29 protein-coding genes and 1 pseudogene are annotated in these 25698 nt (G+C 50.1%); 19 read left to right on the top strand and 11 right to left on the bottom strand.

Features of this window, described 5'->3' with window-relative positions:
• The first annotated feature begins 105 nt into the window (after positions 1–105).
• From yeaR to ACLJRU_RS18755, 4 genes are all read left to right on the top strand, one after another.
• Positions 106–468: a DUF1971 domain-containing protein YeaR gene (yeaR, locus tag ACLJRU_RS18770; RefSeq protein ID WP_001248993.1), complete on the top strand. Its 363-nt coding sequence runs from the start codon at positions 106–108 to the stop codon at positions 466–468.
• 2 nt (positions 469–470) lie between these two features.
• Positions 471–653: a DUF1869 domain-containing protein gene (locus tag ACLJRU_RS18765; protein WP_000513733.1), complete on the top strand. Its 183-nt coding sequence runs from the start codon at positions 471–473 to the stop codon at positions 651–653.
• Positions 654–882: 229 nt separating this feature from the next.
• On the top strand, positions 883–1524 hold the full coding sequence (locus ACLJRU_RS18760) for a hypothetical protein (RefSeq protein ID WP_001539829.1): 642 nt from the start codon (positions 883–885) through the stop codon (positions 1522–1524).
• A gap of 313 nt (positions 1525–1837) precedes the next feature.
• Entirely contained in the window at positions 1838–2086 is a 249-nt protein-coding gene (locus ACLJRU_RS18755) for a GlsB/YeaQ/YmgE family stress response membrane protein (RefSeq protein ID WP_023234896.1), read from the top strand.
• 138 nt (positions 2087–2224) lie between these two features.
• Here the strand turns inward: ACLJRU_RS18755 and ACLJRU_RS18750 are convergent, their stop codons facing one another.
• Positions 2225–2323: a YoaK family small membrane protein gene (locus ACLJRU_RS18750; RefSeq protein WP_001589065.1), complete on the bottom strand. Its 99-nt coding sequence runs from the start codon at positions 2321–2323 to the stop codon at positions 2225–2227.
• 195 nt (positions 2324–2518) lie between these two features.
• On the opposite strand from ACLJRU_RS18750, the gene ACLJRU_RS18745 reads away from it, so the two are divergent.
• On the top strand, positions 2519–2770 hold the full coding sequence (locus ACLJRU_RS18745; RefSeq protein WP_000673492.1) for a DUF333 domain-containing protein: 252 nt from the start codon (positions 2519–2521) through the stop codon (positions 2768–2770).
• Between the two features lie 68 nt (positions 2771–2838).
• Positions 2839–3150: a hypothetical protein gene (locus ACLJRU_RS18740; protein ID WP_000487126.1), complete on the top strand. Its 312-nt coding sequence runs from the start codon at positions 2839–2841 to the stop codon at positions 3148–3150.
• Here the strand turns inward: ACLJRU_RS18740 and ACLJRU_RS18735 are convergent.
• Complete coding sequence (locus ACLJRU_RS18735; protein ID WP_001222527.1) at positions 3136–3483, bottom strand: DUF488 domain-containing protein; 348 nt, start codon at positions 3481–3483, stop codon at positions 3136–3138. The genes ACLJRU_RS18740 and ACLJRU_RS18735 overlap by 15 nt on opposite strands.
• A gap of 118 nt (positions 3484–3601) precedes the next feature.
• Positions 3602–4786: a CynX/NimT family MFS transporter gene (locus ACLJRU_RS18730; RefSeq protein WP_023234897.1), complete on the bottom strand. Its 1185-nt coding sequence runs from the start codon at positions 4784–4786 to the stop codon at positions 3602–3604.
• A 100-nt stretch (positions 4787–4886) separates the two neighbouring features.
• Between ACLJRU_RS18730 and ACLJRU_RS18725 the strand changes: the two genes are divergently transcribed.
• Positions 4887–5681 carry an AraC family transcriptional regulator gene (locus tag ACLJRU_RS18725; RefSeq protein ID WP_001539835.1) on the top strand — a complete coding sequence of 265 codons (795 nt, stop codon included), beginning with the start codon at positions 4887–4889 and terminating at the stop codon, positions 5679–5681.
• Here ACLJRU_RS18725 and ACLJRU_RS18720 read toward each other — a convergent pair.
• Positions 5661–6107, bottom strand: coding sequence for a DUF441 domain-containing protein (locus ACLJRU_RS18720; protein WP_000460698.1), 447 nt, complete (start codon positions 6105–6107; stop codon positions 5661–5663). The two genes, ACLJRU_RS18725 and ACLJRU_RS18720, sit on opposite strands and share 21 nt — an antisense overlap.
• Positions 6108–6312: 205 nt before the next feature.
• Between ACLJRU_RS18720 and yoaI the strand changes: the two genes are divergently transcribed.
• Complete coding sequence (gene yoaI / locus ACLJRU_RS18715; protein ID WP_000272238.1) at positions 6313–6414, top strand: small membrane protein YoaI; 102 nt, start codon at positions 6313–6315, stop codon at positions 6412–6414.
• On the opposite strand, the gene ACLJRU_RS18710 is transcribed toward yoaI, so the two are convergent.
• Together ACLJRU_RS18710 and dgcJ are read right to left on the bottom strand one after the other, a co-directional pair.
• On the bottom strand, positions 6411–6929 hold the full coding sequence (locus ACLJRU_RS18710) for a YbaK/prolyl-tRNA synthetase associated domain-containing protein (protein ID WP_162010690.1): 519 nt from the start codon (positions 6927–6929) through the stop codon (positions 6411–6413). The genes yoaI and ACLJRU_RS18710 overlap by 4 nt on opposite strands.
• 49 nt (positions 6930–6978) lie before the next feature.
• The gene (gene dgcJ / locus ACLJRU_RS18705; protein ID WP_023234898.1) at positions 6979–8472 is read right to left on the bottom strand and encodes a diguanylate cyclase DgcJ; all 1494 of its coding nucleotides are present in this window, start codon (positions 8470–8472) and stop codon (positions 6979–6981) included.
• 293 nt (positions 8473–8765) lie between these two features.
• Here dgcJ and ACLJRU_RS18700 point away from each other — a divergent pair, with 293 nt between their 5' ends.
• Complete coding sequence (locus ACLJRU_RS18700; protein ID WP_024131293.1) at positions 8766–8963, top strand: hypothetical protein; 198 nt, start codon at positions 8766–8768, stop codon at positions 8961–8963.
• Between the two features lie 149 nt (positions 8964–9112).
• Here the strand turns inward: ACLJRU_RS18700 and ACLJRU_RS18695 are convergent, their stop codons facing one another.
• Together ACLJRU_RS18695 and yeaG are read right to left on the bottom strand one after the other, a co-directional pair.
• On the bottom strand, positions 9113–10399 hold the full coding sequence (locus ACLJRU_RS18695; RefSeq protein ID WP_000219714.1) for a YeaH/YhbH family protein: 1287 nt from the start codon (positions 10397–10399) through the stop codon (positions 9113–9115).
• Positions 10400–10521: 122 nt separating this feature from the next.
• A complete protein-coding gene (gene yeaG / locus ACLJRU_RS18690) occupies positions 10522–12456 on the bottom strand; it encodes a protein kinase YeaG (protein ID WP_001518010.1) in 1935 nt (644 codons plus the stop codon).
• Positions 12457–12882: 426 nt separating this feature from the next.
• Here yeaG and ACLJRU_RS18685 point away from each other — a divergent pair, with 426 nt between their 5' ends.
• The 3 genes from ACLJRU_RS18685 (at position 12883) to ACLJRU_RS18675 (ending at position 16069) form a co-directional block, all read left to right on the top strand.
• Positions 12883–13629, top strand: a complete 747-nt coding sequence (locus ACLJRU_RS18685) for a MipA/OmpV family protein (RefSeq protein WP_001539843.1) — start codon at positions 12883–12885, stop codon at positions 13627–13629.
• 289 nt (positions 13630–13918) lie between these two features.
• Positions 13919–15115, top strand: a complete 1197-nt coding sequence (locus ACLJRU_RS18680) for an anaerobic sulfatase maturase (protein ID WP_023234899.1) — start codon at positions 13919–13921, stop codon at positions 15113–15115.
• 96 nt (positions 15116–15211) lie between these two features.
• Positions 15212–16069 (top strand): aldo/keto reductase, encoded by an 858-nt coding sequence (locus ACLJRU_RS18675; protein ID WP_000843740.1) that lies wholly within the window; start codon positions 15212–15214, stop codon positions 16067–16069.
• A gap of 98 nt (positions 16070–16167) precedes the next feature.
• Here ACLJRU_RS18675 and ACLJRU_RS18670 read toward each other — a convergent pair whose 3' ends face one another.
• Both ACLJRU_RS18670 and gapA read right to left on the bottom strand, forming a co-directional pair.
• The gene (locus tag ACLJRU_RS18670; RefSeq protein WP_000608662.1) at positions 16168–17052 is read right to left on the bottom strand and encodes a D-hexose-6-phosphate mutarotase; all 885 of its coding nucleotides are present in this window, start codon (positions 17050–17052) and stop codon (positions 16168–16170) included.
• 332 nt (positions 17053–17384) lie between these two features.
• Complete coding sequence (gene gapA, locus ACLJRU_RS18665) at positions 17385–18380, bottom strand: glyceraldehyde-3-phosphate dehydrogenase (RefSeq protein ID WP_000153509.1); 996 nt, start codon at positions 18378–18380, stop codon at positions 17385–17387.
• Between the two features lie 341 nt (positions 18381–18721).
• On the opposite strand from gapA, the gene msrB reads away from it, so the two are divergent.
• Both msrB and ACLJRU_RS18655 read left to right on the top strand, forming a co-directional pair.
• A complete protein-coding gene (gene msrB, locus ACLJRU_RS18660) occupies positions 18722–19135 on the top strand; it encodes a peptide-methionine (R)-S-oxide reductase MsrB (protein WP_001519539.1) in 414 nt (137 codons plus the stop codon).
• A gap of 41 nt (positions 19136–19176) precedes the next feature.
• Complete coding sequence (locus ACLJRU_RS18655) at positions 19177–19455, top strand: YeaC family protein (protein ID WP_001046859.1); 279 nt, start codon at positions 19177–19179, stop codon at positions 19453–19455.
• Positions 19456–19630: 175 nt separating this feature from the next.
• Here the strand turns inward: ACLJRU_RS18655 and ACLJRU_RS18650 are convergent.
• A pseudogene (locus tag ACLJRU_RS18650) lies at positions 19631–20052 on the bottom strand (glycosyl hydrolase family 18 protein); the annotation flags it as partial.
• 295 nt (positions 20053–20347) lie between these two features.
• Here ACLJRU_RS18650 and ACLJRU_RS18645 point away from each other — a divergent pair.
• The 5 genes from ACLJRU_RS18645 to ACLJRU_RS18625 are packed head-to-tail and all read left to right on the top strand — an operon-like array spanning position 20348 to position 25694.
• A complete protein-coding gene (locus ACLJRU_RS18645) occupies positions 20348–21424 on the top strand; it encodes a zinc-binding dehydrogenase (RefSeq protein ID WP_000645183.1) in 1077 nt (358 codons plus the stop codon).
• Between the two features lie 26 nt (positions 21425–21450).
• A complete protein-coding gene (locus ACLJRU_RS18640; protein WP_011264272.1) occupies positions 21451–22830 on the top strand; it encodes an MFS transporter in 1380 nt (459 codons plus the stop codon).
• A 10-nt stretch (positions 22831–22840) separates the two neighbouring features.
• Positions 22841–23884 (top strand): NAD(P)-dependent alcohol dehydrogenase, encoded by a 1044-nt coding sequence (locus ACLJRU_RS18635; RefSeq protein ID WP_001539852.1) that lies wholly within the window; start codon positions 22841–22843, stop codon positions 23882–23884.
• 21 nt (positions 23885–23905) lie between these two features.
• On the top strand, positions 23906–24742 hold the full coding sequence (locus tag ACLJRU_RS18630) for a ketose-bisphosphate aldolase (RefSeq protein ID WP_000878867.1): 837 nt from the start codon (positions 23906–23908) through the stop codon (positions 24740–24742).
• Positions 24743–24746: 4 nt separating this feature from the next.
• Positions 24747–25694: a carbohydrate kinase family protein gene (locus tag ACLJRU_RS18625; RefSeq protein ID WP_000343333.1), complete on the top strand. Its 948-nt coding sequence runs from the start codon at positions 24747–24749 to the stop codon at positions 25692–25694.
• Positions 25695–25698: the final 4 nt, after the last annotated feature.

Here is a 25698-nt window from a genome sequence, read left to right as displayed (position 1 = left end):
AAATAGTAACCAATAAATGGTATTTAAAATGCTGTTTTTGGAGCGTAACCTTTTTACGACAGCGATGAGATTATCGCTTAGTAACCTGCGGGAAGAGGGAAGCAAATGCGGCAAATTCCACAAAATCATATCCATACACGTTCCACGCCCTTCTGGAACAAAGAGACGGCGCCTGCCGGAATTTTCGAACGCCACCTTGATAAGGGAACGCGACCCGGCGTTTATCCTCGCCTCTCGGTGATGCAGGGGGCGGTCAAATATCTCGGATACGCTGATGAACATTGCTCTGAGCCGGAAGAGATCATGGTGATCAATGCCGGCGAGTTTGGCGTGTTTCCTCCGGAAAAGTGGCACAATATTGAGGTCATGACGGATGATACCTATTTTAACATCGACTTTTTTGTCGCGCCGGAAGTACTGATGGAAGGGGCGACCTCACGAAAAGTCATTCATGCCGGGAGAGAATAATAATGGGAAAAGCTACTTATACCGTCACGGTCACGAATAATAGCAACGGCGTCTCTGTGGACTATGAAACGGAAGCACCGATGACGTTGCTGGTACCTGAAGTTGCAGCAGAAGTTGTGAAGGATTTGGTCAATACCGTGCGTTCCTACGATACCGAAAACGAACACGACGTTTGCGGTTGGTAAGGATATTGTAGTATCTATTTGATATAAAGTGATTTTTTAAATCAGAAGCCGCATCGCGCGTCGCCAGCGTGATGCGGTTTTTGCGTATTGAAAAGCGCTGTTTATTTACATCAGACATGGGGTGAAAAGAAACATTAAGAAAACATTAAGAATATCGCATTGTTTGCTAATGAGAGCGTATTCATAAAACTTATGATTGGGTATTAAAAACCAGAAGAGTCTTATAATCATGAAACTCGATACCCGATTAACTTCGTCAGCACTTACTCTTGCGCTTGCCGCTGTGGTCATCCCGTTTACGGCGGACTGGCAATTGCCTTTGCTTAACGGCGTGGTGGTCCGATGGATTGAAAACGGACAAGCGTTATGGTTACTGTTTGGGGCGCTATTTACCGCCTGGTATATACGGCCACTTTCCCGTCCCGAAGGGGCAAAGCAGTTTTGTCTATGGGCTGTTGTCTGGTGGGTGGTGCTATTGGGTAGAAGCACCAGTTGGGGGCGTGACTATTTCCCTGACGAGCCGCGTATTCTATTCAGAACGATTTCAGTGATATTAATTGCTGCGTTAGTCTTGCCAGTCCTGTTTTCTGCCGGGCTACGTAAGGAGATTGTTCGTCGCCTATGGGACGCTCCTCTGCCATTGTGGCTGTTTACCGTGACGGCATGTTCATATCTGATTTCCGACACTGTCGAGCATCATCGGTGGTTGTCGTCGATATTCCTGCATAACGCTCGTTACACAGATTTGATTGAAGAGCTTTATGAAGTGCCATTTATGATCGGTTTGTTTATGGTGACCGTGGTGTTTATGCAGCAGGACAAGCAGGATGAATGTACGGCGCTGGAGATGACCCCGTATCACGCAAAATAGCGCGGCTGAAAAAGACCATGAATTCGACATGGTATAGATAGCGGTTAGCAAAAAAAGCCCGCACTCGGTGAGGCGGGCAAATAATACTGGAAGCAATGTGAGCAATGTCGTACCGAACAGGTGGGTTATAAACTCAACTACTCGGTGTTGATAAAGATAATCGTTATCATTAATGATTGCAACCCTGATATTTATGCGCTTTTATCCACGGCGCTAAAAGGTGATGGATATCACAAACTTCACTTTCCTGACGATGTGCTATTCTTTTTAACGGCAAATAAACCGCTAACGTTAAGACATAAGTGAGGAAAAAATGGGCATTCTTTCAGGGATTATTTTTGGACTTATTGTGGGTATTTTGGCTAAGTGGATCATGCCAGGTAAAGATGGCGGCGGATTCTTTATGACGATCATTCTGGGGATCGTTGGTGCGGTAGTCGGAGGATGGATCAGTACGTTCTTTGGCTTTGGCAAAGTGGATGGTTTCAACTTCGGCAGCTTTGCAGTCGCGGTGATCGGCGCGATTGTCGTGCTGTTAATCTACAGAAAAATCAAAAGCTAAACGCAGAACTTTCAGAGATAATAAAGGCTACGACAGGTAGCCTTTATTATTCAAAATGAATTTACCACCAGCCCAGTTCGGTACCCGCCACCGCAGTTAGCGCGATGCCCATCAACACCATCGTTGTTTTCCTCATGGTTATGCTCCCGGCGCGGCGTAACCGCCAATAAAAAACCATGCCAAAAATAATATTGCCGTAATGAAAATGACGACAGGGAAGAGGATACCCACTCTCATGCTATTACCTTCACTGTTCAGGGGGCGCCAGAATAGCAGGGTTTTCTCAGCGACAAAAGGTCGGTTGCTTTGTGACAGGGCGTGGTTATTACTGACTTAACCCGGGATAAACACCCACTAAAGCGCTGACAGAAAGTATGGAAATAGCGTACCCGCCAGGTTATCCTGGACAAAATATCGCTTTAAGGAGTCGTTATGAAATTTACGTGGATTGCGTTGCCAGGCGTATTGCTGCTGAGCGCTTGTTCATCGTCGCAACCCAACGCCCCCAGGCCGCCGCGTATTGGGATGCCTAATCCGGCAGCCGTCTACTGTGAGCAACAGGGCGGTACGCTGATGCCGGTGCAGACCCCACAAGGCGTGCGTTCCGATTGCAAATTGCCCAATGGCGAAATCATTGATGAGTGGACATTATGGCGCAGAGAGCACCCTGATACGAAAAAGTGACAACCTGCGGTCCGACGGGATATGATTAAGAACAATCTGATAATGAGTTTCATGCGGCGCAAGAAAATATGTTTCAGTTAAAGCCGGGCGCGTTGGCAATAGTTATTGGCGCTAAAACACCCGCCGGACGGCAGAATATTGGTAAATCGGTTGAGCTATTTTGCCTGTGTCAACCCGGAGATGAATTCATTAACCCGGTAAATGGACACGTCACCTTACTGCCGAAAGAAGCGCCTCGGGCGCTGTGGCTGGTCACGGGCGATGTAGCCTCCGCCGATGGTCAGCACGGTTTTGCCTGGGTGCGGGCAGAACATTTGATGCCGTTGTCCCCGGACAGACAACCAGGCCAGGCGGCGGCACGACAATCACAGCTCTCGTAGCCACTCTGCCAGCACAATGGCATGGTTCTGGCGAGTATCTTTAGCGGCGTATAGCAACGTTAGCGGTTGGTGTCGGGCAATATCCGCCAGCCGTTTGCCTTCTTGATGCTGTTGCGCAAGTTCTGCCCGGTATTGCTGCGCGAAGTGGTTAAAATCAATCAGTTCGCTATGAAAGGCTTTGCGCAATTCGGTGGAGGGCGTAATGGCCTTATTCCATTCATCATAGACCAGCGCTGCTTTTTTAATGCCGCGCGGCCATAGCCTGTCAACCAATACCCGATAACCATCGTCTTTTTCCGCCGGGAAATAGACGCGCTTACACTGGATTCGCATTTTTCCCTCCTGTGTTGGTGTCGCTTACGGTACTTTTGTCGGATAGCGGTAATGATTTTAATGGATCAGGCCTGATAAACGAAGCGCCATCAGGCATTCAAGTGGGTATCAGGTTTATTTATGACGCTATCTCTCGATCGCGTCCGGCGTAGAGGCCGAAAATCGCCATGATGATAGCCAGAACCGTTACGCCCGATAGCGGCAGATACCAGCTACCGCTGGCATCATGAAGTTTTCCCATGACGGGCGGCCCACATGCCGCCAGTAAATACCCGACCGACCGCGCCATGCCGGAAAGCGCCGCCGCCTGATGCGCCGAACTGGCGCGCAGGCCGATAAACGTCAGGCCGAGGATCATCGTCGCGCCTGAACCGAAGCCGAACAGTAGCGTCCAGATGACAGCCTGGCCCGGCACAAACCAAAGCCCCGCCGCGCCCACCGCGCACAAGAGTGAGACCAGCGCGGCAATCCAGAGTTGATCGTTAAAGCGATGCAAAATAAGCGGAATGGCTAACCCAGGCGCCGCGGTCGCCAGTTGCAGCAGGCCATGTAGCGATCCTGCCTGTGCTTCGCTGTAACCGTGGCTGATGAGTATTGTTGGTAACCAGCCGATAATCACATAATAAATCAGTGAGTTAAGTCCCAGAAACAACGTAACTTGCCAGGCTAAAGGCGAACGCCAGATACCGCGTTCATGTAATGCCCGGGAGCTACTCAGGTTAGCTGAGCGGGTAGTGCGCCACTGCGGCAACCAGATAAGAAACGCCAACAGCGGAAACAGCATTAGCATTAACAGCGCGCCGCGCCAGCCAAAACCGTGCAACGCCAGCGGAACCACCAGCGCGGACCCCAACGCGGCGGCGGCGCCCATCGTCAATGAATACGCGCCCGTCAGCCTGGCGACATGTTGTGAAAAATCGTGCTTAATCAATCCTGGTAGCAGCACATTACCCAGCGCTATCCCGCACCCAATAATGGCAGTTCCGGCAAACAACAATGCAGCGGAGGGCAGGGAGCGGAGAGCAATACCCGCGCAAATCAGCAGCATTGCGGCAAACAGACTGCGTTCCATCCCAAACCGGCGGGCAATACCGGCCGCCAGCGGCGAAACCAGTGCAAACGCCAGAAGCGGCAAGGTTGTTAGCAGGCCCGTCTGGGCGGTGGAAAGACCGTAATCCGAACGGATTGTCTCCAGCAACGGCGCAGCGCCGGTAAATGTTACGCGCAGCGTAGTGGCTATCATCAAAATACCGGCAATCAGTAAAGCGCCCTGTTTGCCGCGTGGTGAAAGGGCTGTCGTCATCGTTTTCTCATCTCGTCAGGCGAGGCGATACCTTAACAGTTTTTACTGTTTGGATGAATCAAGCTAAAATGACAATTTATCGCTAAAATCGGACAATATAATGATTGGCCTGAGACTGGACGGTTACGATCCCGACCTTCACCACGATGCCGCTGTGGCCTTTTGTATTCGCGCCAGGGATGATGAACTGTTTAGCCCTAGCCATCAGCATCGCAAGGGACAGTTGATTCTCGCTCTGCACGGCGCGATTACCTGCGAGGTGGAGAATGCGATGTGGATGGTTCCGCCCCAGTATGCCGTCTGGCTCCCCGGCTCGCTGCCGCACAGTAATCATGTGACCGCAGAGGCGGAACTGTGCTTTTTATTTATTGAACCTGCAGCGGTCGTCATGCCGGAGCGTTGCTGCACGCTGAAAATTTCGCCGTTATGCCGGGAGTTGATTTTGTCGCTGGCGCGCAGAACCGATTCCGAAAGAGCGCAAATGCCGACGCAGCGCCTTATTCAGGTGTTGTTTGATGAACTGCCGCAGCAGCCGCAGGAACAATTGCAATTACCGATATCGGGGCATCCGAAAATCCGCCAAATGGTTGAGACAATGGCGCAGGAGCCCGCGCGATGGAATACATTAGGGCAGTGGGCCAGCGTATTCGCGATGAGCGAGCGTAACCTTGCCCGGCTGGTCGTCAAAGAGACGGGACTAAGCTTTCGTCGCTGGCGTCATCAGTTGCAATTAATCCTGGCGCTACAAGCGCTGATCGCGGGACGTAATGTACAACAGACGGCGCAAATGCTGGGTTATGATTCCACCACGGCATTCATTACCATGTTTAAAAAAGGCCTGGGGCAGACGCCAGGCCAGTATCTGACGGGCGAATTACTGCTTCCCCACAATTAAAGAGACCAGCCCCGCCGCAATCAGTGGGCCGACCGGCACGCCGCGAAACAGCGCGACGCCAAGTACCGTACCGACCAGCAGCCCGGCGACGAGCTGCGGTTGGTTTCCCATCAGCGTAATGCCGCGACCGCCCAGCCAGGAGACGAAAACGCCGACGGCAATCGCGACCAGCGATTTCCAGTTCACAAAAGAGTGGATCAATGTGGAGGGCGGTAGGGTTCCGCTGGCGATGGGAGCCATTACGCCGATGGTCAGAATGATAATCCCGACGGTGAGTCCCTGTTTTTCAATCCAGGGAAAAAAGGTATTCAACGGGGTTACGCGGACAATAATCAGCACCAGAATTGAGACGGCGACAGTGGTGTTGTGGCTGATAAATCCCAGAGCTGCCAGTCCGAGCAGGATCAGCAGAGTGACATCAAACATTATGGTTTCCTTGCCAAAAAGTAAGCCTGACTACTTTACGCCCAAACGGGAAAGCGCACAGGCCTTTTTAACGATTGATGCGGATTTCAGGCAACTGCCTGAAAGACAATCTCTACGTGAAAAACGGCGTTATCATTAAATTGTCATCAACGCCGCGTATTGCTAACAGGTGAACCGTCATTGTTGTCTTCCTGAGGATACAATTATGTACGATCCACCGTTTCTTGAAGCGCTGATGATTACGGCGTCGTTTTTCGCCATTTTTATCATTATTGTTGTGTCTGTATTGCTCCTTGAAGGGGACTAAGCCGTTGGCGATGACTGAAAGCGGCGGAAGACTGCCAGTTCTGGTCGGGCGATGCGCAGATAGTCCTGTGTATTCATAATGACTGACTTTTCCAGCAGACCGGCATTAAAGGCAATTTCATCGAAACGCTCAAACAGGAGCGGATCGGCGACCAGTTTCAGATTAGGGTGAAAACTGAAAGGCGGGATCGCGCCAAAAACGCAGCCGGTCAGCATATCGATTTCCGCCGGGCTGGCAAGGGAAGCGCGTAAGCCGCCCAGATGTGAAGCAAGCTGAGAGAGGTCGGCTTGCTGATCGGCCGCCAGAATAGCAAGAACGTGCTGGTTGACGCCGTTGCCTTTGACTTTACAGACCAGCGCTTTTGCGCCCTGGCCCAGCGCAGTACCGCGTATTTCAGATACCGCTTCGCATTTTCCTACCGCTTCATGGCTCACCACACGATAGCGCGCGTTCTCCTGGGTTAATAAAGCCACTAAACGTTGGTGTGTAGCGGCACCCTTCGCGACTTCAGTCATTTCGGCCATTTCTTACTCCTGGTGCAATATGAACATTTACTGCGAAGCACTATGATGAACGATGTTGTTTTTGTTGTTTGTTCAGATAGAGCTGCGCATCGGAAGCCTGGTAGGCATCATTAATCGTATCATTGGGCTGCATATTATAAATCCCGGCGGAAAAATGGACTGTCTTATCCGGTGCGATAATTTGCAGGTTACGAATAATACGCTCCGGCAGATGGATAGCCAAATCCGCCGCGTAATCAACAAGAATAATACAGAACTCATCGCCGCCGAGGCGAATGGCGTAATCGCTTTTACGAATCGATGTTTTAATCGCTTTCGCCAACAGGGTAATAATTCGGTCGCCTTCCTGGTGCCCCTGGGTATCGTTGATCAGTTTTAACCTGTCGCAATCAATAGCGACAAATGTCACCGGCGTCCCGGTATTGACCAGGCGTTGCAGTCGCTGTTCCAGCACCGGTGTTAATATTTTACGGTTGTAAAGCCCGGTCATGGCATCGCTAATATTTTCGCGTGTGACGTTGCGATAAAGCCGAAAGTGCATCCGTACCATATTAAGCAGGAGCGCCGTTGCCAGTAAGTAAAAGGCCAGCGCTTTCCAGGACGAGACAAGGAAATAGGTTAAATCAAGGGACAACGAAACGCTCAGCCCACCAGGGATATCATGGCTATAATTCACATATTGAAACAGATTATTTTTGCTTTGATTAATAATAATTTCTTTTCCGGAGTCCATATCCTTTAGTGTTACGTTAAGATAACGCCAAACCAGCGGACGGTCCTGGGTATAAAAAATATTTTTTAAATTATCCTGGTTAACATCCACCATCACGATACCTTTTAACGTTCCCGCCAGATAGACTGGCGTTAAAAAGCTCATGACGTTTTCCTGGGTAATATCATCCATGTAAATACTTGAAATAACCGTACGGCCGGTAAAAAGTTTATCTATATCTTTTCTGTTAATACCCATTGTACCTTTTTGTAAAAAAGTCCAACGATGCATGGCGAAGCGCCGTGAGTTGATTAAATCATAGAAATAGACATAATGTTTATTTAAATCAACGTAATAACGGAATTTAAGCTCCAGTGTGCCCAGCCCGTGACTGTGGTCGTCCTGCGAACGGTTGATGCTTACCGCCTGATCAAATGCAGGCAGTAAAAGGGCGTCATCAAGATTATCGGTACACTGTGTAGCGGCGGTTTGCAGGGTACCATGTAGCGCCGGATAATTATGCCGGGTCAGGTTGACACCGTGCGTACCGTTAATAGCCTCAAAGGCGTCGCAAAACGCGCGGCGTTTTTCTGCGGTGACGGGGTCTCCCGGCGCTTCAAAAGTTCGCATCAAATGTGCGGCGATGCTCTGATTCTGGTACTTATCGTACAAAAACGACGAATCGGCTCTCTCCATGATATAATGCATATAGGCATTCATTGCCCTGTCGCTGGCAATAAGTTCGTAAATCAGGAAGGACGATGTCAAAACGATGACGCTTGCCGAGATAAAGTGCCTGAGCGCTTTATGATGCAAATTCATGATGAACTACAGCCCTGAAAGTCGGATGCGTTAGTTTACCATAGCGATGAGAATTCCTCTAATAGACTGTTTAAAAATAAAACGTGTTGATGTTATGGAATAAAAATCATTCTCGATTTAATAAATTCAATAATATATGATGTTGATATTTTCAGTCGTGACTATTGTCGCAAAAAGTAAATTGTTAATTAACAGCATCGATTTAACACTAACGAAAATAAAATAGCCTTTATTATTACGCGAAAGGAGTGTGAAGTGGTAAGGATAATAATGTACTTCCGTTCGGAGGCACTATGAAACGATTTAAAGAAATGGCAACAATTTTTCTTTTTGCATTGCTGGCTGCGGGGTTCACGTCGTCTGCTATGGCAGCGTCGGGTAGTGATAGTCCGTGGGATTTTGATTTTTCGGGTCCATGGCTTTTTTGCAAACTACAATCCCCTGATTCTCTGCAATTACCGCCACCTCCTGGTGAGTATTGCTGGCATTAATAAATCCATACTATTCCAGTGATAAGTCGGCGCATGTAAGGTTAATCCAGTCAGGAGATATACAGGTTTACGGCTATTGTAATGGCAATATGTATAATCGCCTTGTTAGTGATAAATCAGCCCGTGACGCATTACGGGCTGATTTAGGTTTATGCACTTTGATTGGCGCTCTGTTTCTGAAACAATTCGCGGAATACCGGATAAATATCCTCCTGATCGCGAATATGCTGCATGGCGAAGTTATCGAACGTCGCCTGCAGATGTTCATACTCGCGCCATAAGGTCTGGTGGGCGCGGCGGGTAATCTCGATATAGCTGTAATAGCGCACTACCGGCAGCAGCTTTTTCGCCAGAATCTCATGGCACAGCGGTGAGTCGTCGGCCCAGTTATCACCGTCTGACGCTTGCGCCGCATAGATGTTCCACTGACCGGGGTCGTAGCGCTCTTTAACCACTTCATCCATGAGTTTAAGCGCACTGGAGACAATCGTCCCGCCGGTCTCTTGCGAATAAAAGAACTCATGTTCGTCCACTTCCTTCGCCTGGGTATGGTGGCGGATATAAACCACTTCGACGTTCTTATACGTTCGGCTCAAAAACAGATAGAGCAGAATGTAAAAACGCTTGGCCATATCTTTGGTTGCCTGGTCCATCGAACCCGAGACGTCCATCAGACAGAACATCACCGCCTGGCTGGAGGGCTCAGGCCGTTTTTCATAATTTTTATAGCGTAAATCAAAGGTGTCGATAAACGGCACTCGCTCGATTTTAGCCCGTAGTTCGGCAATCTCCCGACGTAACCGCTCCTCTTCAAGCAGTTGCGCTGGTTCGCTGTGGCTGATGGTCTCCAGTTCCGTTTCCAGCGCGTGCAGTTCGCGGCGTTTTCCTGCCGTCATTGCTGTACGGCGCGCCAGAGAGTTTTGTAGCGAACGTACCACGCTGATATTGGCCGGCACGCCGTTTGAGGTGAAACCGGCGCGGTGAGTTTTATACTCGTTAAGCTGGCGATGCTGGTTTTTTTTCAGATTAGGCAGCGCTAAATCTTCAAAAAGCAGATCCAGATACTCATCTTTTGAAATCTGAAAAACAAACTCATCCTGGCCTTCGCCGTCCTGGCTGGCCTGACCTTGACCGCTGCCGGAACCGCCGCCGCCACCGCCTTGCGGACGCTCAATGCGATCATTCTGGATAAAGTGATCGTTACCCGGATGGACGCGATGGCGCAGACCGCCGCGCCCCTGATGAAACATCGGTTCGCTAATATCATCGGTTGGAATAGAGACGGACTCTCCGCTGTCGACATCGGTCACAGAGCGTTTATTAATCGCTTCGGAAATCGACTGCTTAATTTGTGCTTTATAACGGCGCAAAAAGCGCTGGCGATTCACCGTGCTTTTATTTTTGCCGTTAAGACGTCGGTCTATGAACCAGGTCATATGCCCCCCGTACTGCCAACTGAGCGCCTGTTCTGTCAGTGCCGGATAGCGCTAATGCTTAGCCAGTCTACAGAACATTACTTTGTAGGCCCGGTAAGCGCAAGCGCCACCGGGCATTAACATCACGACGATTTACGCACGCGCAGGTACCACTCGCACAGCAAACGAACCTGCTTACGGGTATACCCTTTTTCCATCATCCGATCGACAAAGTCGTCATGCTTTTTCTGCTCGTCAGTCGACGTTTTGGCGTTAAAAGAAATGACCGGCAACAGCTCTTCAGTATTAGAGAACATTTTTTTCTCAATCACCGTGCGCAGCTTCTCGTAACTGGTCCAGTTTGGATTACGGCCGCTATTGTTGGCTCTGGCGCGCAGGACAAAGTTTACTATCTCATTACGGAAATCTTTCGGGTTACTGATACCCGCTGGTTTTTCAATTTTTTCCAGTTCGGCGTTCAGCGACTCGCGATCGAACAGTTGACCGGTATCCGGGTCGCGATACTCCTGATCCTGAATCCAGAAATCCGCATAAGTCACGTAACGATCAAAAATGTTCTGCCCGTACTCAGAATAAGATTCGAGATAGGCCGTCTGGATCTCCTTGCCGATAAATTCGGCGTATTTCGGGATCAGGTAGCCTTTCAGGAACTCCAGATAACGCTCAGCTTGCTCCTGCGGGAACTGCTCGCGCTCGATTTGTTGTTCCAGAACGTAGAACAGATGTACCGGGTTTGCCGCCACTTCCGCATGGTCGAAGTTGAATACGCGGGAGAGGATCTTAAAGGCGAATCGGGTGGAGAGACCGTTCATCCCTTCGTCCACACCCGCATAGTCGCGATACTCCTGGTACGATTTAGCTTTGGGGTCGGTATCTTTCAGGCTTTCACCGTCATAAACGCGCATTTTCGAGTAAATACTGGAATTTTCCGGCTCTTTCAGGCGGGAAAGAATCGAGAAGCGCGAAAGCGTTTCCAACGTGCCCGGCGCGCAGGGCGCATGAGCCAGCTCGCTATGATTAAGTAGTTTCTCGTAGATTTTGATCTCTTCGGAGATTCGCAGGCAATAAGGCACCTTCACAATATAGACACGGTCGAGGAACGCTTCGTTATTTTTATTGTTACGGAAAGTCACCCATTCAGATTCGTTTGAGTGGGCAAGTATGATGCCATTAAAGGGCAGGGCGGAAATACCTTCCGTGCCATTGTAGTTACCTTCCTGAGTTGCGGTCAGCAAGGGGTGCAGCACCTTAATAGGCGCTTTAAACATCTCGACGAACTCCATGATCCCCTGGTTAGCGCGGCACAGCGCGCCAGAGTAACCATACGCATCCGGATCGTTCTGGGCGTGATGTTCGAGTTTACGAATATCCACCTTGCCGACCAGCGCCGAAATATCCTGGTTGTTTTCATCGCCGGGTTCCGTTTTGGCGATGGCAATCTGCTCCAGAATGGAGGGCCAGACTTTCACCACGCGGAATTTAGTAATATCGCCGCCAAATTCATGCAGGCGTTTGGCCGCCCACGGGGACATAATCGTCCCTAGATAGCGGCGCGGAATACCGTACTCTTTTTCCAGAATCTGCGCGTCTTCCTGCGGATTAAACAGGCATAACGGATGATCGTTGACCGGACTACGCTCGCCGTTGGCGCTTAAAACATAAATTGGCACGCGCTGCATTAGCGATTTCAGCCGTTCAGCGAGCGATGATTTGCCACCCCCCACAGGTCCCAGCAAATAGAGAATTTGCTTCTTCTCTTCCAGCCCTTGCGCCGCATGTTTCAGATAAGAGACAATCTGTTCAATCGCGTCTTCCATGCCGTAAAACTCTTCAAACGCAGGATAGCGAGCAATAACCCGGTTGGAGAAGAGTCGGGAAAGTCGGGGTTCCTGGGCAGTGTCGACCATATTAGGCTCGCCGATAGCCATTAATAGCCGCTCTGCCGCGTTGGCATAAGCACTGCGATCTTGCCGACAAATGGTAAGAAAATCCTGCAGTGTGAACTCTTCGTCCTTGGCAGCTTCGTAACGCTGGCGATAGTGATCGAATATATTCATGATATGCCATCCTTTCGTTTTTTCGCACATGTTAAGAGCCGTTCATATGAATAGTAGAGGCTCCCGGAAGAGGTAGACTGAACGCCGTCTCTGCTAAGGAAAAAAAAGCAACTCTCATGCCATTTTATTGGTCAGAAGATCAACGTGTCCGGTGATACACCTTCTTAACATTAAGCGTAGATGGCATTTGCAAAACTTGCCTGTACGCGTCAGTGGATTTCGATGACATATCAATAACTCATCAGGTAGAAAAGGCTGGTGGATATCAGAAAAAGCGTTCCCGGTCACATAACGATCATCAGCCGATCATCTGAAAATAATCGGTGGTGGTGATATTAAACGGTTACATTGTGTAAAATAGTTGGGCTTACAGGTATTGGCGGTTACACTTTTGCCGCAGAACATTTGAATAAGGAATTATGGATTGTGACCAAACTTAAACTTCTGGCTCTTGGCGTGTTTATTGCAACATCCGCCAGCGTCGCGCACGCTGAAAGCAACCTGACGTTGGGCGCAGGCGTTGGTGTGGTTGAACACCCTTATAAAGATTACGATAGCGATGTTTATCCGATACCGGTCATCGCTTATGAAAGCGAAAACTTCTGGTTCCGTGGTCTGGGAGGCGGGTATTACTTGTGGAATGACAATGCCGATAAGTTGTCAATCATGGCATACTGGTCCCCGATGTACTTCAAACCGGGCGACAGCGATGACCATCAGTTGCGTCGTCTGGACAGGCGTAAAAGTACTATGATGGCGGGCGTTTCTTACGCGCATCACACCCAGTATGGATTCCTGCGTACCTCACTGGCAGGGGATACGTTGGATAACAGTAACGGTATTGTCTGGGATCTGGCCTGGCTGTATCGGTATACCAATGGCGGGCTGACCTTAACGCCAGGTATCGGGGTTGAATGGAATAGCGAGAACCAGAACGATTACTATTACGGCGTATCACGTAAAGAATCTTCGCGTAGCGGCCTGCGCGGCTATAACCCGAACGATAGCTGGAACCCGTATCTTGAATTTAGCGCTAACTATAATTTCGCCGGTAACTGGAGCGTATATGGTACTGCGCGCTACACCCGCCTGTCGGATGAAATTACCGACAGCCCGATGGTGGATAAATCCTGGACCGGTATCCTTTCTACTGGCGTGACCTATAGATTCTGATTGATTGAATTTGCCGGAAAAACCATGACAAAGCCTGCGTTATGCAGGCTTTGTGCTAACTGAAACGCGAACATGGCGGCTTGCATAAATGCGCTGTTGACCGGGGATGGCGCAGCCTTACGTGATTTATACTTTGTTACATCAATTTAAAAAACTAGCCTTTTATATGAAAAATCCAGGTGATTACAACCGCGCTAACAATTAGCGTAATAATTGTTGCAATGCTGGCTGATATCGCCCTGTCACGTCCCGCTTATGCTATACCCATTCTTCACAGCGAGTAAGACGAATGAGCATAGTATTCAATACCGTAGCCAAGCCCAGCGGCAGTCTGTGTAACTTATCCTGCAAGTACTGTTTCTATCTTGATAAACCCCGGGGCCAGCGCGTCATGTCTGACGATGTGCTGGAGACGTATATCCGCCGGGTAATTGATGATACGCCATCCTCAGAGGTCTCGTTTTGCTGGCAGGGGGGAGAGCCGACGCTATGCGGTCTTTCTTTTTACCACAAAGTGGTGCGCTTGCAGCAACGCTATGCCAGCGGCAAAACTATCTACAACAGTCTGCAAACCAATGGCGTATTAATCAATGAAGAGTGGGCGGCATTCTTTGCGCAGCATCAGTTCCTGATTGGTATATCGATTGATGGGCCGCAAGTCGTTCATGATAATTACCGGAAAACGCCGTCAGGTCGGGCGTCTTTTTCCCGAGTCGTTAATGCTATCCGCCTTCTGCAGGCAAATGATGTCGAGTTCAACACGCTCACTGTCGTGAATGATGCGTCATGCCGTCATGGCAACGCTATTTATCATTTTTTGACGCAGGAACTGGAAAGTAAACACCTGCAATTTATTCCCATTGTTGAGCCGCTCGCACAAAAAGCGCAGCGTTCTTTGACGTTATCTGACAATGAGGATTCGCCTTCGCTGATGCCCTTTTCCGTCACGCCTGAAGGGTGGGGGGCCTTTATGTGCGATGTTTTTGATCAATGGATACGTCACGATGTCGGACGCATATTCGTACAGCTTTTTGATAACTTACTTGGCGTCTGGATGGGGGAGCCCGCCACGCTTTGTACGATGCAGTCGACCTGCGGGCAAAGTTTGCTGGTGGAGCAGAATGGCGACGTGTTTAGCTGCGACCATTTTGTTTTTCCCGCCTATAAACTGGGCAATCTGCAGCAACACTCTTTAGAAGAAATGGCGGCCTCTCCTTTTCAGCAGCAGTTTGGCGCGGCTAAAGCAAACCTTTCCTCACGCTGCCAGAACTGTACGTGGTGCTTTGCCTGTCACGGCGGTTGTCCGAAACATCGAATTTGTATGGACGGCGGCGAACGGCAAAATTATCTCTGTAAAGGATATCTGGAGTTCTTTCACCATGTGACGCCCTATATGAATGTGATGCGTCAATTATTACTGAATCAGCGACCCGCCGCGCATATTACTCGCATCGTCGACATGATTGCGGATGACGTTCGTCAGTGACAAGAAAATCGCCCCCTTGCGCGGTATGATGCCGGACATTACCGTAGGGTCTAAGAGTCCTGTATTGTTTTACCGTCGAGTGACATTGAAAAGGAAATGAAATCAGTGAAAAACGTAACGTTTTGCGGGCAGGTGAAGCTTCCTGCCATCGGACAGGGAACATGGTATATGGGCGAGCGCGCGGATCAACGTCAGCGCGAGGTTTCGGCGCTGCGCGCGGGGCTGGATTTGGGGTTACGCCTTATTGATACGGCGGAAATGTATGCCGACGGCGGGGCGGAAAAGGTCGTGGGCGAGGCGCTGGCAGGGCGACGCGATGAGGCATTTCTGGTGTCAAAAGTGTACCCGTGGAACGCTGGCGGCCAGAAGATAGTTGCCGCCTGTGAGAAAAGCCTGCGTCGTCTGAAAACAGATTATCTCGATCTCTATCTATTGCACTGGGCCGGAAGCTTTTCATTCGAAGAGACCGTTGAAGGTATGGAGCGGCTAATCGCGCAGGGGAAAATTCGCCGTTGGGGAGTCTCTAATCTTGATTATGACGATATGCAGGCTCTGTGGCGCATCCCCGGGGGACAGCAATGCGCGACAAATCAGGTGCTTTATCATCTGGCGTCACGCGGTATTGAGTATGATTTATTGCCGTGGTGTCAACAACAGCGAATGCCAGTGATGGCCTACAGCCCGCTGGCGCAGGCTGGCCGATTACGTAGCGGTTTACTGAATCATCCGGTGGTGAATGAAATTGCGCAAGCGCATAACGCTACGGCGGCGCAAATCTTACTGACGTGGGTGATTGCGCATCCGGGCGTGATGGCGATCCCGAAAGCCGGAAGTACAGAACACGTGAAGCAAAATGCGGCGGCGCTTGAGATTACCTTGTCAGCAAACGAACTTGCCTTACTGGACAACGCCTGGCCTGCGCCAAAAGGGAAAACCGCGTTGGATATGGTGTGACGCCGGATAAAATGTGTAAGCGCCGCCATCCGGCAGGTCATGCCTGATGGCGGCTGACGCCTTTCAGATCCTATAGCAACGCCGTTATCCATTCACTTTTAGCGTTTAGCGACGCAGATAGTCTGCGCCAGACGAGAGGGTTTTTCTTCTGTGGCTTGTTGCGGCGCAGTAGCGTAAACCGTTTCAACGCAGACAAACGTTTTATAGCCGTCATCCGGCATGTCGCCCATGCTGACGGACAACGCCGGGCCAGGGTTCCAGCCTACGACGTTAAGGTGATGGTGGTGGACCACATCAATCGTGCGGTTTAATGTCGCATCGTGGATCACGCTACATGCTTCAGGATTGAGGTAAACGCGATCGGTACGGTCCGGAAAGGTTTGTATACCGTCGGTCAGGACACCTTCTTTAGCGTCGTTAACTTTATCAATAAACCGATCGCCGAGTCCGCTGACCTTAACGTTGGCGATGTCGCCAACATTAAAATAGCTGTGGAGCGCGGATGTGGTTGCAAACTCGCCATGCGCTTCCAGTTCAATTTCACAGGTTTTGCCCACTTTAAAACGTGCCAGCAGCGTGAAATCGTGCGGCCAGTATTTCCGGGTGGCCTCACTGCTTTGCAGCTCAAATGTCAGCATTACGCCATTATCATCTTCATTATGCGCTTTTAGCGCCCACGGTAGATTACGCGCAAAGCCGTGTGACGGCAGACCCTGTTGAGCCGCAGGTCCAAACCAGGGCCAGCAGATCGGTACACCGCCGCGTAGCGCCACGCCGGTTTTGAAAGGCGTATTATTACTGAGCCACAATACCTCTTCCTCGCCAACGGGTTTCCAGGAGAGAAGGTGCGCGCCCTGTAATGCAAAAGAGGCTTTAACCTGCGGATGGTCAACGACGATCAGATCCAGGTCATCAAGCTGACGACGGGAAAGGACAGGGGTAAGCTGTTCGATAACCGGGAGGGCAAAAATTTTATTAATCATTACGCAATCCTCTTAACCCTAAATAATTCGAGTTGCATGACAAGGCGCTTGTGCCTTGACCAGTGCTTGCGCTGGCCCGTAGAGGCGAGGCCGCAGGCCGAGTAACGCGGCAAGTGAACGACAAATTCATCGGGAACGAATTTGAACAACCGTAGGTAATCTCCGGCCAGGGACATGGACATCCCTGATTCATCCCGATAAGTTCGACTTCCGTCAGTGATTCGGGTGAGAAAGCATAGCCAACGCACCTGCAACTTGAAGTATGACGGGTATATCTTTAAGCAAAAAAAAGCGACCTGAGTCGCTCTTACCAATGACTGTGTCATCTCAACTTATTTGGAGATGTGAGCAATCAGGTCCAGTACTTTGTTGGAGTAACCGGTTTCGTTATCGTACCAGGAGACCAGTTTCACGAAGTTGTCGTTCAGCGCGATGCCTGCTTTAGCATCGAACACGGAAGTGCATACTTCGCCGTTGAAATCGGTAGATACAACGTCGTCTTCGGTGTAACCCAGCACGCCTTTCATTTCGCCTTCGGCAGCAGCTTTAACAGCAGCTTTGATCTGCTCGTAGGTAGCCGCTTTTTCCAGACGAACGGTCAGGTCAACAACGGATACGTTCGGAGTAGGAACGCGGAACGCCATACCAGTCAGTTTGCCATTCAGTTCCGGCAGTACTTTACCTACCGCTTTAGCAGCGCCAGTAGAGGACGGGATGATGTTCTGAGATGCGCCGCGGCCGCCGCGCCAGTCTTTGTGAGACGGGCCGTCAACGGTTTTCTGGGTTGCGGTAGTCGCGTGAACAGTAGTCATCAGACCTTCGATGATGCCGAAGTTGTCGTTGATAACTTTAGCCAGCGGCGCCAGGCAGTTGGTGGTGCAGGAAGCGTTGGAAACGATGTCCTGGCCTTCGTATTTGTCAAAGTTAGCGCCTTTAACAAACATTGGGGTGTTGTCTTTAGACGGACCCGTCAGAACCACTTTTTTCGCGCCAGCGGTGATGTGTTTACGCGCGGTTTCGTCAGTCAGGAAGATACCGGTAGCTTCAGCCACTACGTCAACACCAACTTCGTCCCATTTCAGGTTAGCCGGATCGCGTTCAGCGGTAACACGGATTTTTTTACCGTTAACGATCAGATGACCGTCTTTCACTTCAACAGTACCGCCGAAACGGCCGTGAGTGGAGTCATATTTCAGCATGTATGCCATGTACTCTGCGTCTAACAGGTCGTTGATTGCAACGATCTCGATGTCAGAACGTTTCTGAGCAGCACGGAAAACAATGCGACCGATACGGCCAAAACCGTTGATACCTACTTTGATAGTCATATATTCCACCAGCTATTTGTTAGTGAATAAAAGGTTGCCTGTAAAATTACAAAAACCTTACGCAGCGTCAAGCGGAATCGTGTCAATCATTGCGACAAATCAATCCTCTGCACAACCTTTGCGCGGCTGATTCGCCTCACTCTTCCTTTCGGCTTGTAACCACATGGGGGCGCCGTCCCGAATTTTAAAGGGCAACCGAGATAATAATGTGACATCAGTCACGATTCGTGAGCCGCCATTTCGCAATGATCAAGTTTAGAACAAAAGTTGGTACTGAGGTGTTAATGTTTTGTTAGAATCGGTCAGGCAATGTGAGCACGTTTAAAGTGAGATGTGAGCAAATGGCTAACCAACCTTCAGCAGAAGAACTCAAGAAAAAATTGTCCGAAATGCAATTCTACGTGACGCAGGATCGTGGCACAGAACCGCCATTTACCGGACGCCTGCTACATAATAAACGCGATGGGGTTTATCACTGCCTGGTCTGTGATACGCCGCTTTTTCACTCCCACACCAAATACGATTCAGGCTGCGGCTGGCCTAGCTTTTACCAGCCTGTCAGCGAAGAGGCGATTCGTTACATAGACGATTTTTCTCATGGAATGCAGCGTGTCGAAATTCGTTGCGGTAACTGCGATGCGCATCTCGGACACGTTTTCCCGGACGGGCCGCAGCCAACCGGTGAGCGCTATTGCGTTAACTCGGCCTCGCTGGCCTTTTCTGACGAGAAAAACGGCGATCAACTGAAAGGCTGAAAAAACGATTCAGCAAATTATTCCACAGGAGCGGACACATCATGAATCTTGATGAGATCATTAACAGCATGACGCCGGAAGCGTATCAACGTTTATCCACCGCCGTTGAGCTGGGTAAGTGGCCGGATGGCGTGGCGTTGACGCCGGAACAGAAAGAAAACAGCCTGCAACTGGTGATGCTATGGCAGGCGCGGCACAATACCGAAGCGCAACATATGACGATCGATACTCACGGTCAGATGGTGATGAAAAGCAAGCAGCAGCTCAAAGCGGATTTCGGTATTACGTCAAAGCCGATTGCGACATTGAAAATGCAGTAACGACAGCCGGATAAGAGGTAGCCGCCATCCGGCGGTTTCATTGCCAATGCGTTGTGCTTACCGGGCCTGCTCATTGCTGCCAGGCACAGGCCCGCCATATTTTTACCCATTAACGCTTAATGTACATCGAGTCCGCCAACTGTTTCGCTAACTGATTATTGTCATCGGCGGCCTATTCCCAGAACTTGCGCCAGCCAGCCCGCGCTTTTTAATCTGGTTCGCGTTGATCGCCACCGAGCGCGGATTTTCATAAGGGAGGGCAAACAGCGCTTTCCCCCGTCAGACTTCACTGACAGCAGCAGGCCAGGCGTTTGAGTCATACGGATTGGCGTTGAAATACTGCGTGCCGTAGGCCATGTCGTAAGTCATCAAATTGATAAAGTCGAGCTACGGGGCTATAGCTTTCACGTCCAGCCAGCTTTTCGGACTTTCCGCATTCGCGCCGACGGCGAGGGTGACCCGTTTTTGGGGCCTATTAGCTGACGAAGCGCTTTTAAATGCGACGTTAAACGAATATTCCCAGTCAAGATCGATCCCATCGAGACCATATTTGTCGACAATCTTCTGCGCCGGTTTAATAAACACCGCGCGGGCTTCTTTAACGATCCTCTTCGACATCTAAAACAGAAACACGCCACAGAATGGAGTGACGAAAAAATAACCGCAGCAGATTAGCGTCTTCATCCATGGAAACCTGCGCAGGCGTTCACGCCGTCTTTCGCGATACGGCTTCCATCTTTTTGGTTTTATCGCCGTTTGTTTCGTTGAGTTTGTGATCTTGGTTGGTAAATACAGATCATTATCTGTGTTTTAAAGATTTATCGTTGACCTTAAAGATTTTATGGTTAAGTATGATGAGCATTGATGCACACCAAACACAAAGGAAGATGCAATGAAAGCACTGGCGAGATTTGGCAAGGCCTTTGGCGGCTACAAAATGATTGATGTCCCGGAGCCGGTATGCGGTCCGGAAGACGTGATTATCGAAATCAAAGCGGCGGCGATCTGCGGCGCGGATATGAAGCACTATAACGTTGACAGCGGGTCCGACGAATTTAACTCCGTTCGCGGTCATGAATTCGCCGGACGTATCGCGCGGGTGGGCGAAAAAGTGAAAGACTGGAAAGTCGGCCAGCGCGTGGTTTCTGACAACAGCGGACACGTTTGCGGCGTTTGCCCTGCCTGTGAACAAGGCGATTTTCTGTGTTGTACAGAAAAAGTGAATCTGGGTCTGGATAACAACACCTGGGGCGGTGGATTTTCCAAATACTGCCTGGTTCCGGGAGAAATCCTGAAAATCCATCGCCATGCCCTGTGGGAGATCCCGGAAGGCGTGGATTACGAGGAAGCCGCAGTACTGGACCCTATCTGCAACGCCTATAAATCTATCGCCCAGCAATCCAAATTTTTACCCGGCCAGGACGTGGTAGTCATCGGCACCGGTCCGTTAGGTCTGTTTTCGGTCCAAATGGCCCGCATTATGGGGGCGGTAAATATCGTGGTGGTTGGCCTGGATGAGGATGTTCCTGTCCGTTTCCCTGTGGCCAAAGAACTCGGCGCGACGGCGTTTGTTAACGGCTCCACGGAAGATGTCGTCGCACGCTGCCAGGAGATTTGCGGCAAAGACAACCTCGGTCTGGTGATCGAATGCTCCGGTGCCAACATTGCGCTTAAACAGGCCATCGACATGCTGCGGCCAAATGGTGAAGTGGTTCGCGTCGGTATGGGATTTAAGCCGCTCGATTTCTCCATTAACGACATTACTTCCTGGAACAAAAGCATCATTGGGCATATGGCCTATGACTCCACATCCTGGCGCAATGCGATTCGCCTGCTTGCCAGCGGCGCTATCAAAGTAAAACCAATGATCACCCATCGTATCGGTCTTTCTCAGTGGCGCGAAGGCTTTGACGCAATGGTCGATAAGACAGCCATTAAAGTGATCATGACCTACGACTTTGATGAATAACCCTTCTGCTAAAGGAACGTTATCGCATGGAACAGATAACAAAACCGCACTGCGGCGCCCGGCTGGATCGCCTGCCGGATTGCCGCTGGCATTCATCAATGTTTGCCGTCGTCGCCTTTGGTCTGCTTGTTTGCTGGAGTAATGCCGTCGGCGGATTAATTCTTGCCCAGCTCAAGGAGTTAGGCTGGACCGATAATTCCACGACAGCCACCTTCTCCGCCATTACCACGGCGGGGATGTTTCTCGGCGCGCTGGTGGGCGGCATTATCGGCGATAAAACCGGACGCAGGAACGCCTTTATTCTTTATGAAGCGATTCACATTGCCTCGATGGTCGTGGGCGCATTTTCACCGAATATGATGTTCCTGATTGCCTGTCGTTTTGTGATGGGCGTGGGATTAGGGGCACTACTGGTCACGCTGTTCGCCGGATTTACCGAGTACATGCCCGGCAGAAATCGCGGCACCTGGTCGAGTCGTGTTTCGTTTATTGGCAACTGGTCATATCCATTGTGTTCCCTGATTGCAATGGGGCTGACGCCGCTAATTAGCGCGGAATGGAACTGGCGCGTGCAGTTACTGAGCCCGGCTGTGCTGTCGCTGATTGCTACCGCGCTTGCCTGGCGATACTTCCCTGAATCTCCCCGCTGGCTGGAATCGCGCGGGCGTTATCAGGAAGCCGAAAAGGTTATGCAGGCCATTGAAGCAGGCATCGAACGTCAGACAGGAAAACCGCTGCCGCCGGTTGTTATTGAAAGCAGTGGCAAGCCGCCGCGTTCCGTACCGTATTCAGCGTTGCTCACTGGCGTATTACTGAAACGCGTTATTTTGGGTTCCTGCGTGCTGATTGCCATGAACGTTGTGCAATACACGTTAATTAACTGGCTGCCCACCATCTTTATGACACAGGGCATCAACCTCAAAGATTCGATCGTTTTAAATACCATGAGTATGTTCGGCGCACCGTTTGGCATATTTATCGCTATGCTGGTAATGGATAAAATTCCGCGCAAAACCATGGGTGTCGGTTTATTAATTCTGATTGCCGTGCTGGGATATATTTATTCGCTGCAAACCAGCATGTTGCTCATCACCTTAATTGGCTTTTTCCTGATTACCTTTGTCTATATGTATGTCTGTTATGCCTCGGCGGTCTATGTGCCGGAGATCTGGCCAACAGAAGCGAAACTTCGCGGTTCCGGCCTGGCGAACGCTGTCGGCAGAATCAGCGGTATCGCTGCCCCCTATGCGGTGGCGGTATTACTCAACGGTTATGGCGTGACGGGCGTTTTCGTCCTGCTGGGCGCTGTCTCGATTATCGTCGCCGTCGCAATAGCGACTATCGGAATCGAGACCAAGGGTGTTTCGGTCAAAAGTCTGGGCATTGATAAGGTCACGAGTAAATAAAGGAATAAAAATGAAAAATTCAAAAGCGATATTAAAAACGCCGGGCACCATGAAAATTATCGCAGCGGATATTCCGGTGCCAAAAGATAACGAAGTGCTGATCAAAGTGGAATATGTCGGTATTTGCGGTTCAGATGTTCACGGTTTTGAATCCGGGCCATTCATTCCGCCGAAGGATCCAAATCAGGAAATTGGCCTGGGGCATGAGTGTGCCGGAACGGTCATTGCGGTCGGCAATCGGGTAAGCAAATTTAAGCCAGTCGATCGGGTTAATATCGAGCCGGGCGTGCCGTGCGGCCACTGCCGCTATTGTCTGGAAGGAAAATACAATATTTGTCCGGATGTTGATTTTATGGAGACGCAGCCGAATTATCGCGGGGCCTTAACGCACTATCTGTGCCATCCGGAAAGTTTTACGTACAAGCTTCCGGACAATATGGACACTATGGAAGGTGCGCTGGTGGAACCTGCTGCTGTTGGAATGCACGCGGCAATGCTGGCGGATGTTAAACCGGGTAAGAAAATCGTCATTCTCGGCGCGGGCTGCATTGGTTTAATGACCCTGCAAGCGTGTAAGTGTCTGGGGGCGACCAATATCGCGGTAGTGGATGTGCTGGAAAAACGGCTGGCAATGGCTGAACGACTGGGAGCGACAACCGTTATCAATGGGGCGAAAGAAGATACTGTCGCGCGCTGCCAGCAGTTCACCGACGATATGGGCGCCGATATTGTGTTTGAAACCGCCGGTTCCGCCGTCACAACTCAGCAAGCGCCGTATCTGGTCATGCGCGGCGGGAAGATCATGATTGTCGGCACTGTCGCGGGAGATTCAGCGATTAATTTCCTCAAAATTAACCGTGAAGTCTCCATCCAGACGGTATTCCGCTATGCCAACCGCTATCCGGTGACTATTGATGCCATCTCCTCCGGGCGTTTCGATGTGAAATCAATGGTGACGCATATTTACGATTACAAAGACGTACAACGTGCATTTGAAGAGTCGGTGAATAACAAACGCGACATTATTAAAGGCGTTATTAAAGTTTGCGATTAATAAAAAACGGGAGAAACAGCGATGTTGGCAGATATAAAATATTGGGAAAATGATGCACAAAATAAACATTACGCGATTGCGCACTTTAACGTGTGGAATGCGGAAATGTTGATGGGAGTGATTGATGCGGCGGAAGAGGCAAATTCGCCGGTTATTATCTCCTTTGGTACCGGATTTGTGGGCAATACTTCATTTGAAGACTTCTCTCATATGATGGTTTCCATGGCTAAAAAAGCCTCTGTGCCGGTAATTACCCACTGGGATCATGGACGTAGCATGGACATTATCCATAATGCCTGGGCGCACGGCATGAACTCGCTGATGCGTGACGCTTCATCCTTTGATTTTGAAGAAAATATTCGCCTGACCAAAGAAGCCGTTGATTTCTTTCATCCGCTGGGTATTCCGGTAGAGGCGGAGTTAGGGCACGTAGGGAACGAAACGGTGTATGAAGAGGCGTTGGCGGGGTATCACTATACCGACCCGGATCAGGCGGCGGAATTTGTAGCGCGCACCGGTTGTGACTCGCTGGCGGTCGCCATCGGCAACCAGCATGGCGTGTACACCTCTGAACCAAAACTGAATTTTGAGGTCGTGGAGCGCGTGCGCCAGGCCGTTTCCGTACCGCTAGTGTTACACGGCGCTTCCGGTATTAGCGACGCGGATATCAAAAAAGCCATTTCGCTGGGCATCTCGAAAATCAATATCCACACCGAACTGTGTCAGGCCGCGATGGTAGCGGTAAAAGAGAATCAGGATCAGCCGTTCCTGCATCTGGAACGCGAAGTACGCAAAGCGGTAAAAGCCCGTGCGCTGGAAAAAATCAAACTGTTTGGTTCAGATGGTAAAGCGGAATGATGATATGGACGAAATCGAAGTTCTTTGCATAGGGGCGGCCATTGTCGACATTCCTTTGCAACCGGTTAGTAAAAATATCTTTGATGTCGATTCGTATCCATTAGAACGAATTGCCATGACCACAGGGGGAGATGCGATTAATGAAGCCACGATTATTTCGCGTCTCGGGCATCGCACTGCGCTAATGAGTCGCGTTGGCGACGATGCGGCAGGATATTTTATTCTCGACCACTGTCGGAAGGAGAATATCGATATTCAGAGCCTGAAGCAGGATGCTGATATTGATACCTCAATTAATGTTGGGCTGGTGACTGATGATGGTGAGCGCACCTTTGTCACTAACCGTAACGGCAGTCTGTGGAAGCTAAATATTAACGATGTCGATTTTGACCGTTTTTCTCAGGTCAGGCTGTTATCACTAGCAAGTATCTTTAACAGCCCGCTGCTGGATGGCAAAGCATTAACGGCTATTTTTACGCAGGCGAAAGCGCATCAACTGGTTATCTGCGCTGACATGATCAAACCGCGGCTGAATGAAACTCTGGACGATATTCGCGAAGCGCTAAGTTTTGTCGATTATCTGTTTCCTAATATTGATGAAGCCAAAAAGCTGACCGGGAAAGAGACGCTGGATGATATTGCCGATTGTTTTTTGCAATGTGGCGTAAAAACGGTGGTGATTAAAACTGGCAAGAAAGGCTGCTTTATCAAAAGCGCCGATATAAAAATGGAAGTGCCTGCGGTGTCAGGCATTACCGCCATCGACACTATTGGCGCCGGCGATAATTTTGCATCGGGATTTATCGCCGCGCTGCTGGAGGGAAAAACGCTGCGTGAATGCGCACGGTTCGCCAATGCGACGGCCGCGATATCGGTACTCAACGTGGGCGCCACAACGGGCGTGAAAAACAGAATGCTAGTGGAACAACTCCTGAATGAATACGAAGGGTAATAGC

Origin of the sequence: Salmonella sp. SAL00653 (genome assembly GCF_046552515.1) — a bacterium.
GTDB classification, from domain to species: Bacteria; Pseudomonadota; Gammaproteobacteria; order Enterobacterales; family Enterobacteriaceae; genus Salmonella; species Salmonella enterica.
This window is presented reverse-complemented; position numbering and strand designations above follow the sequence as displayed.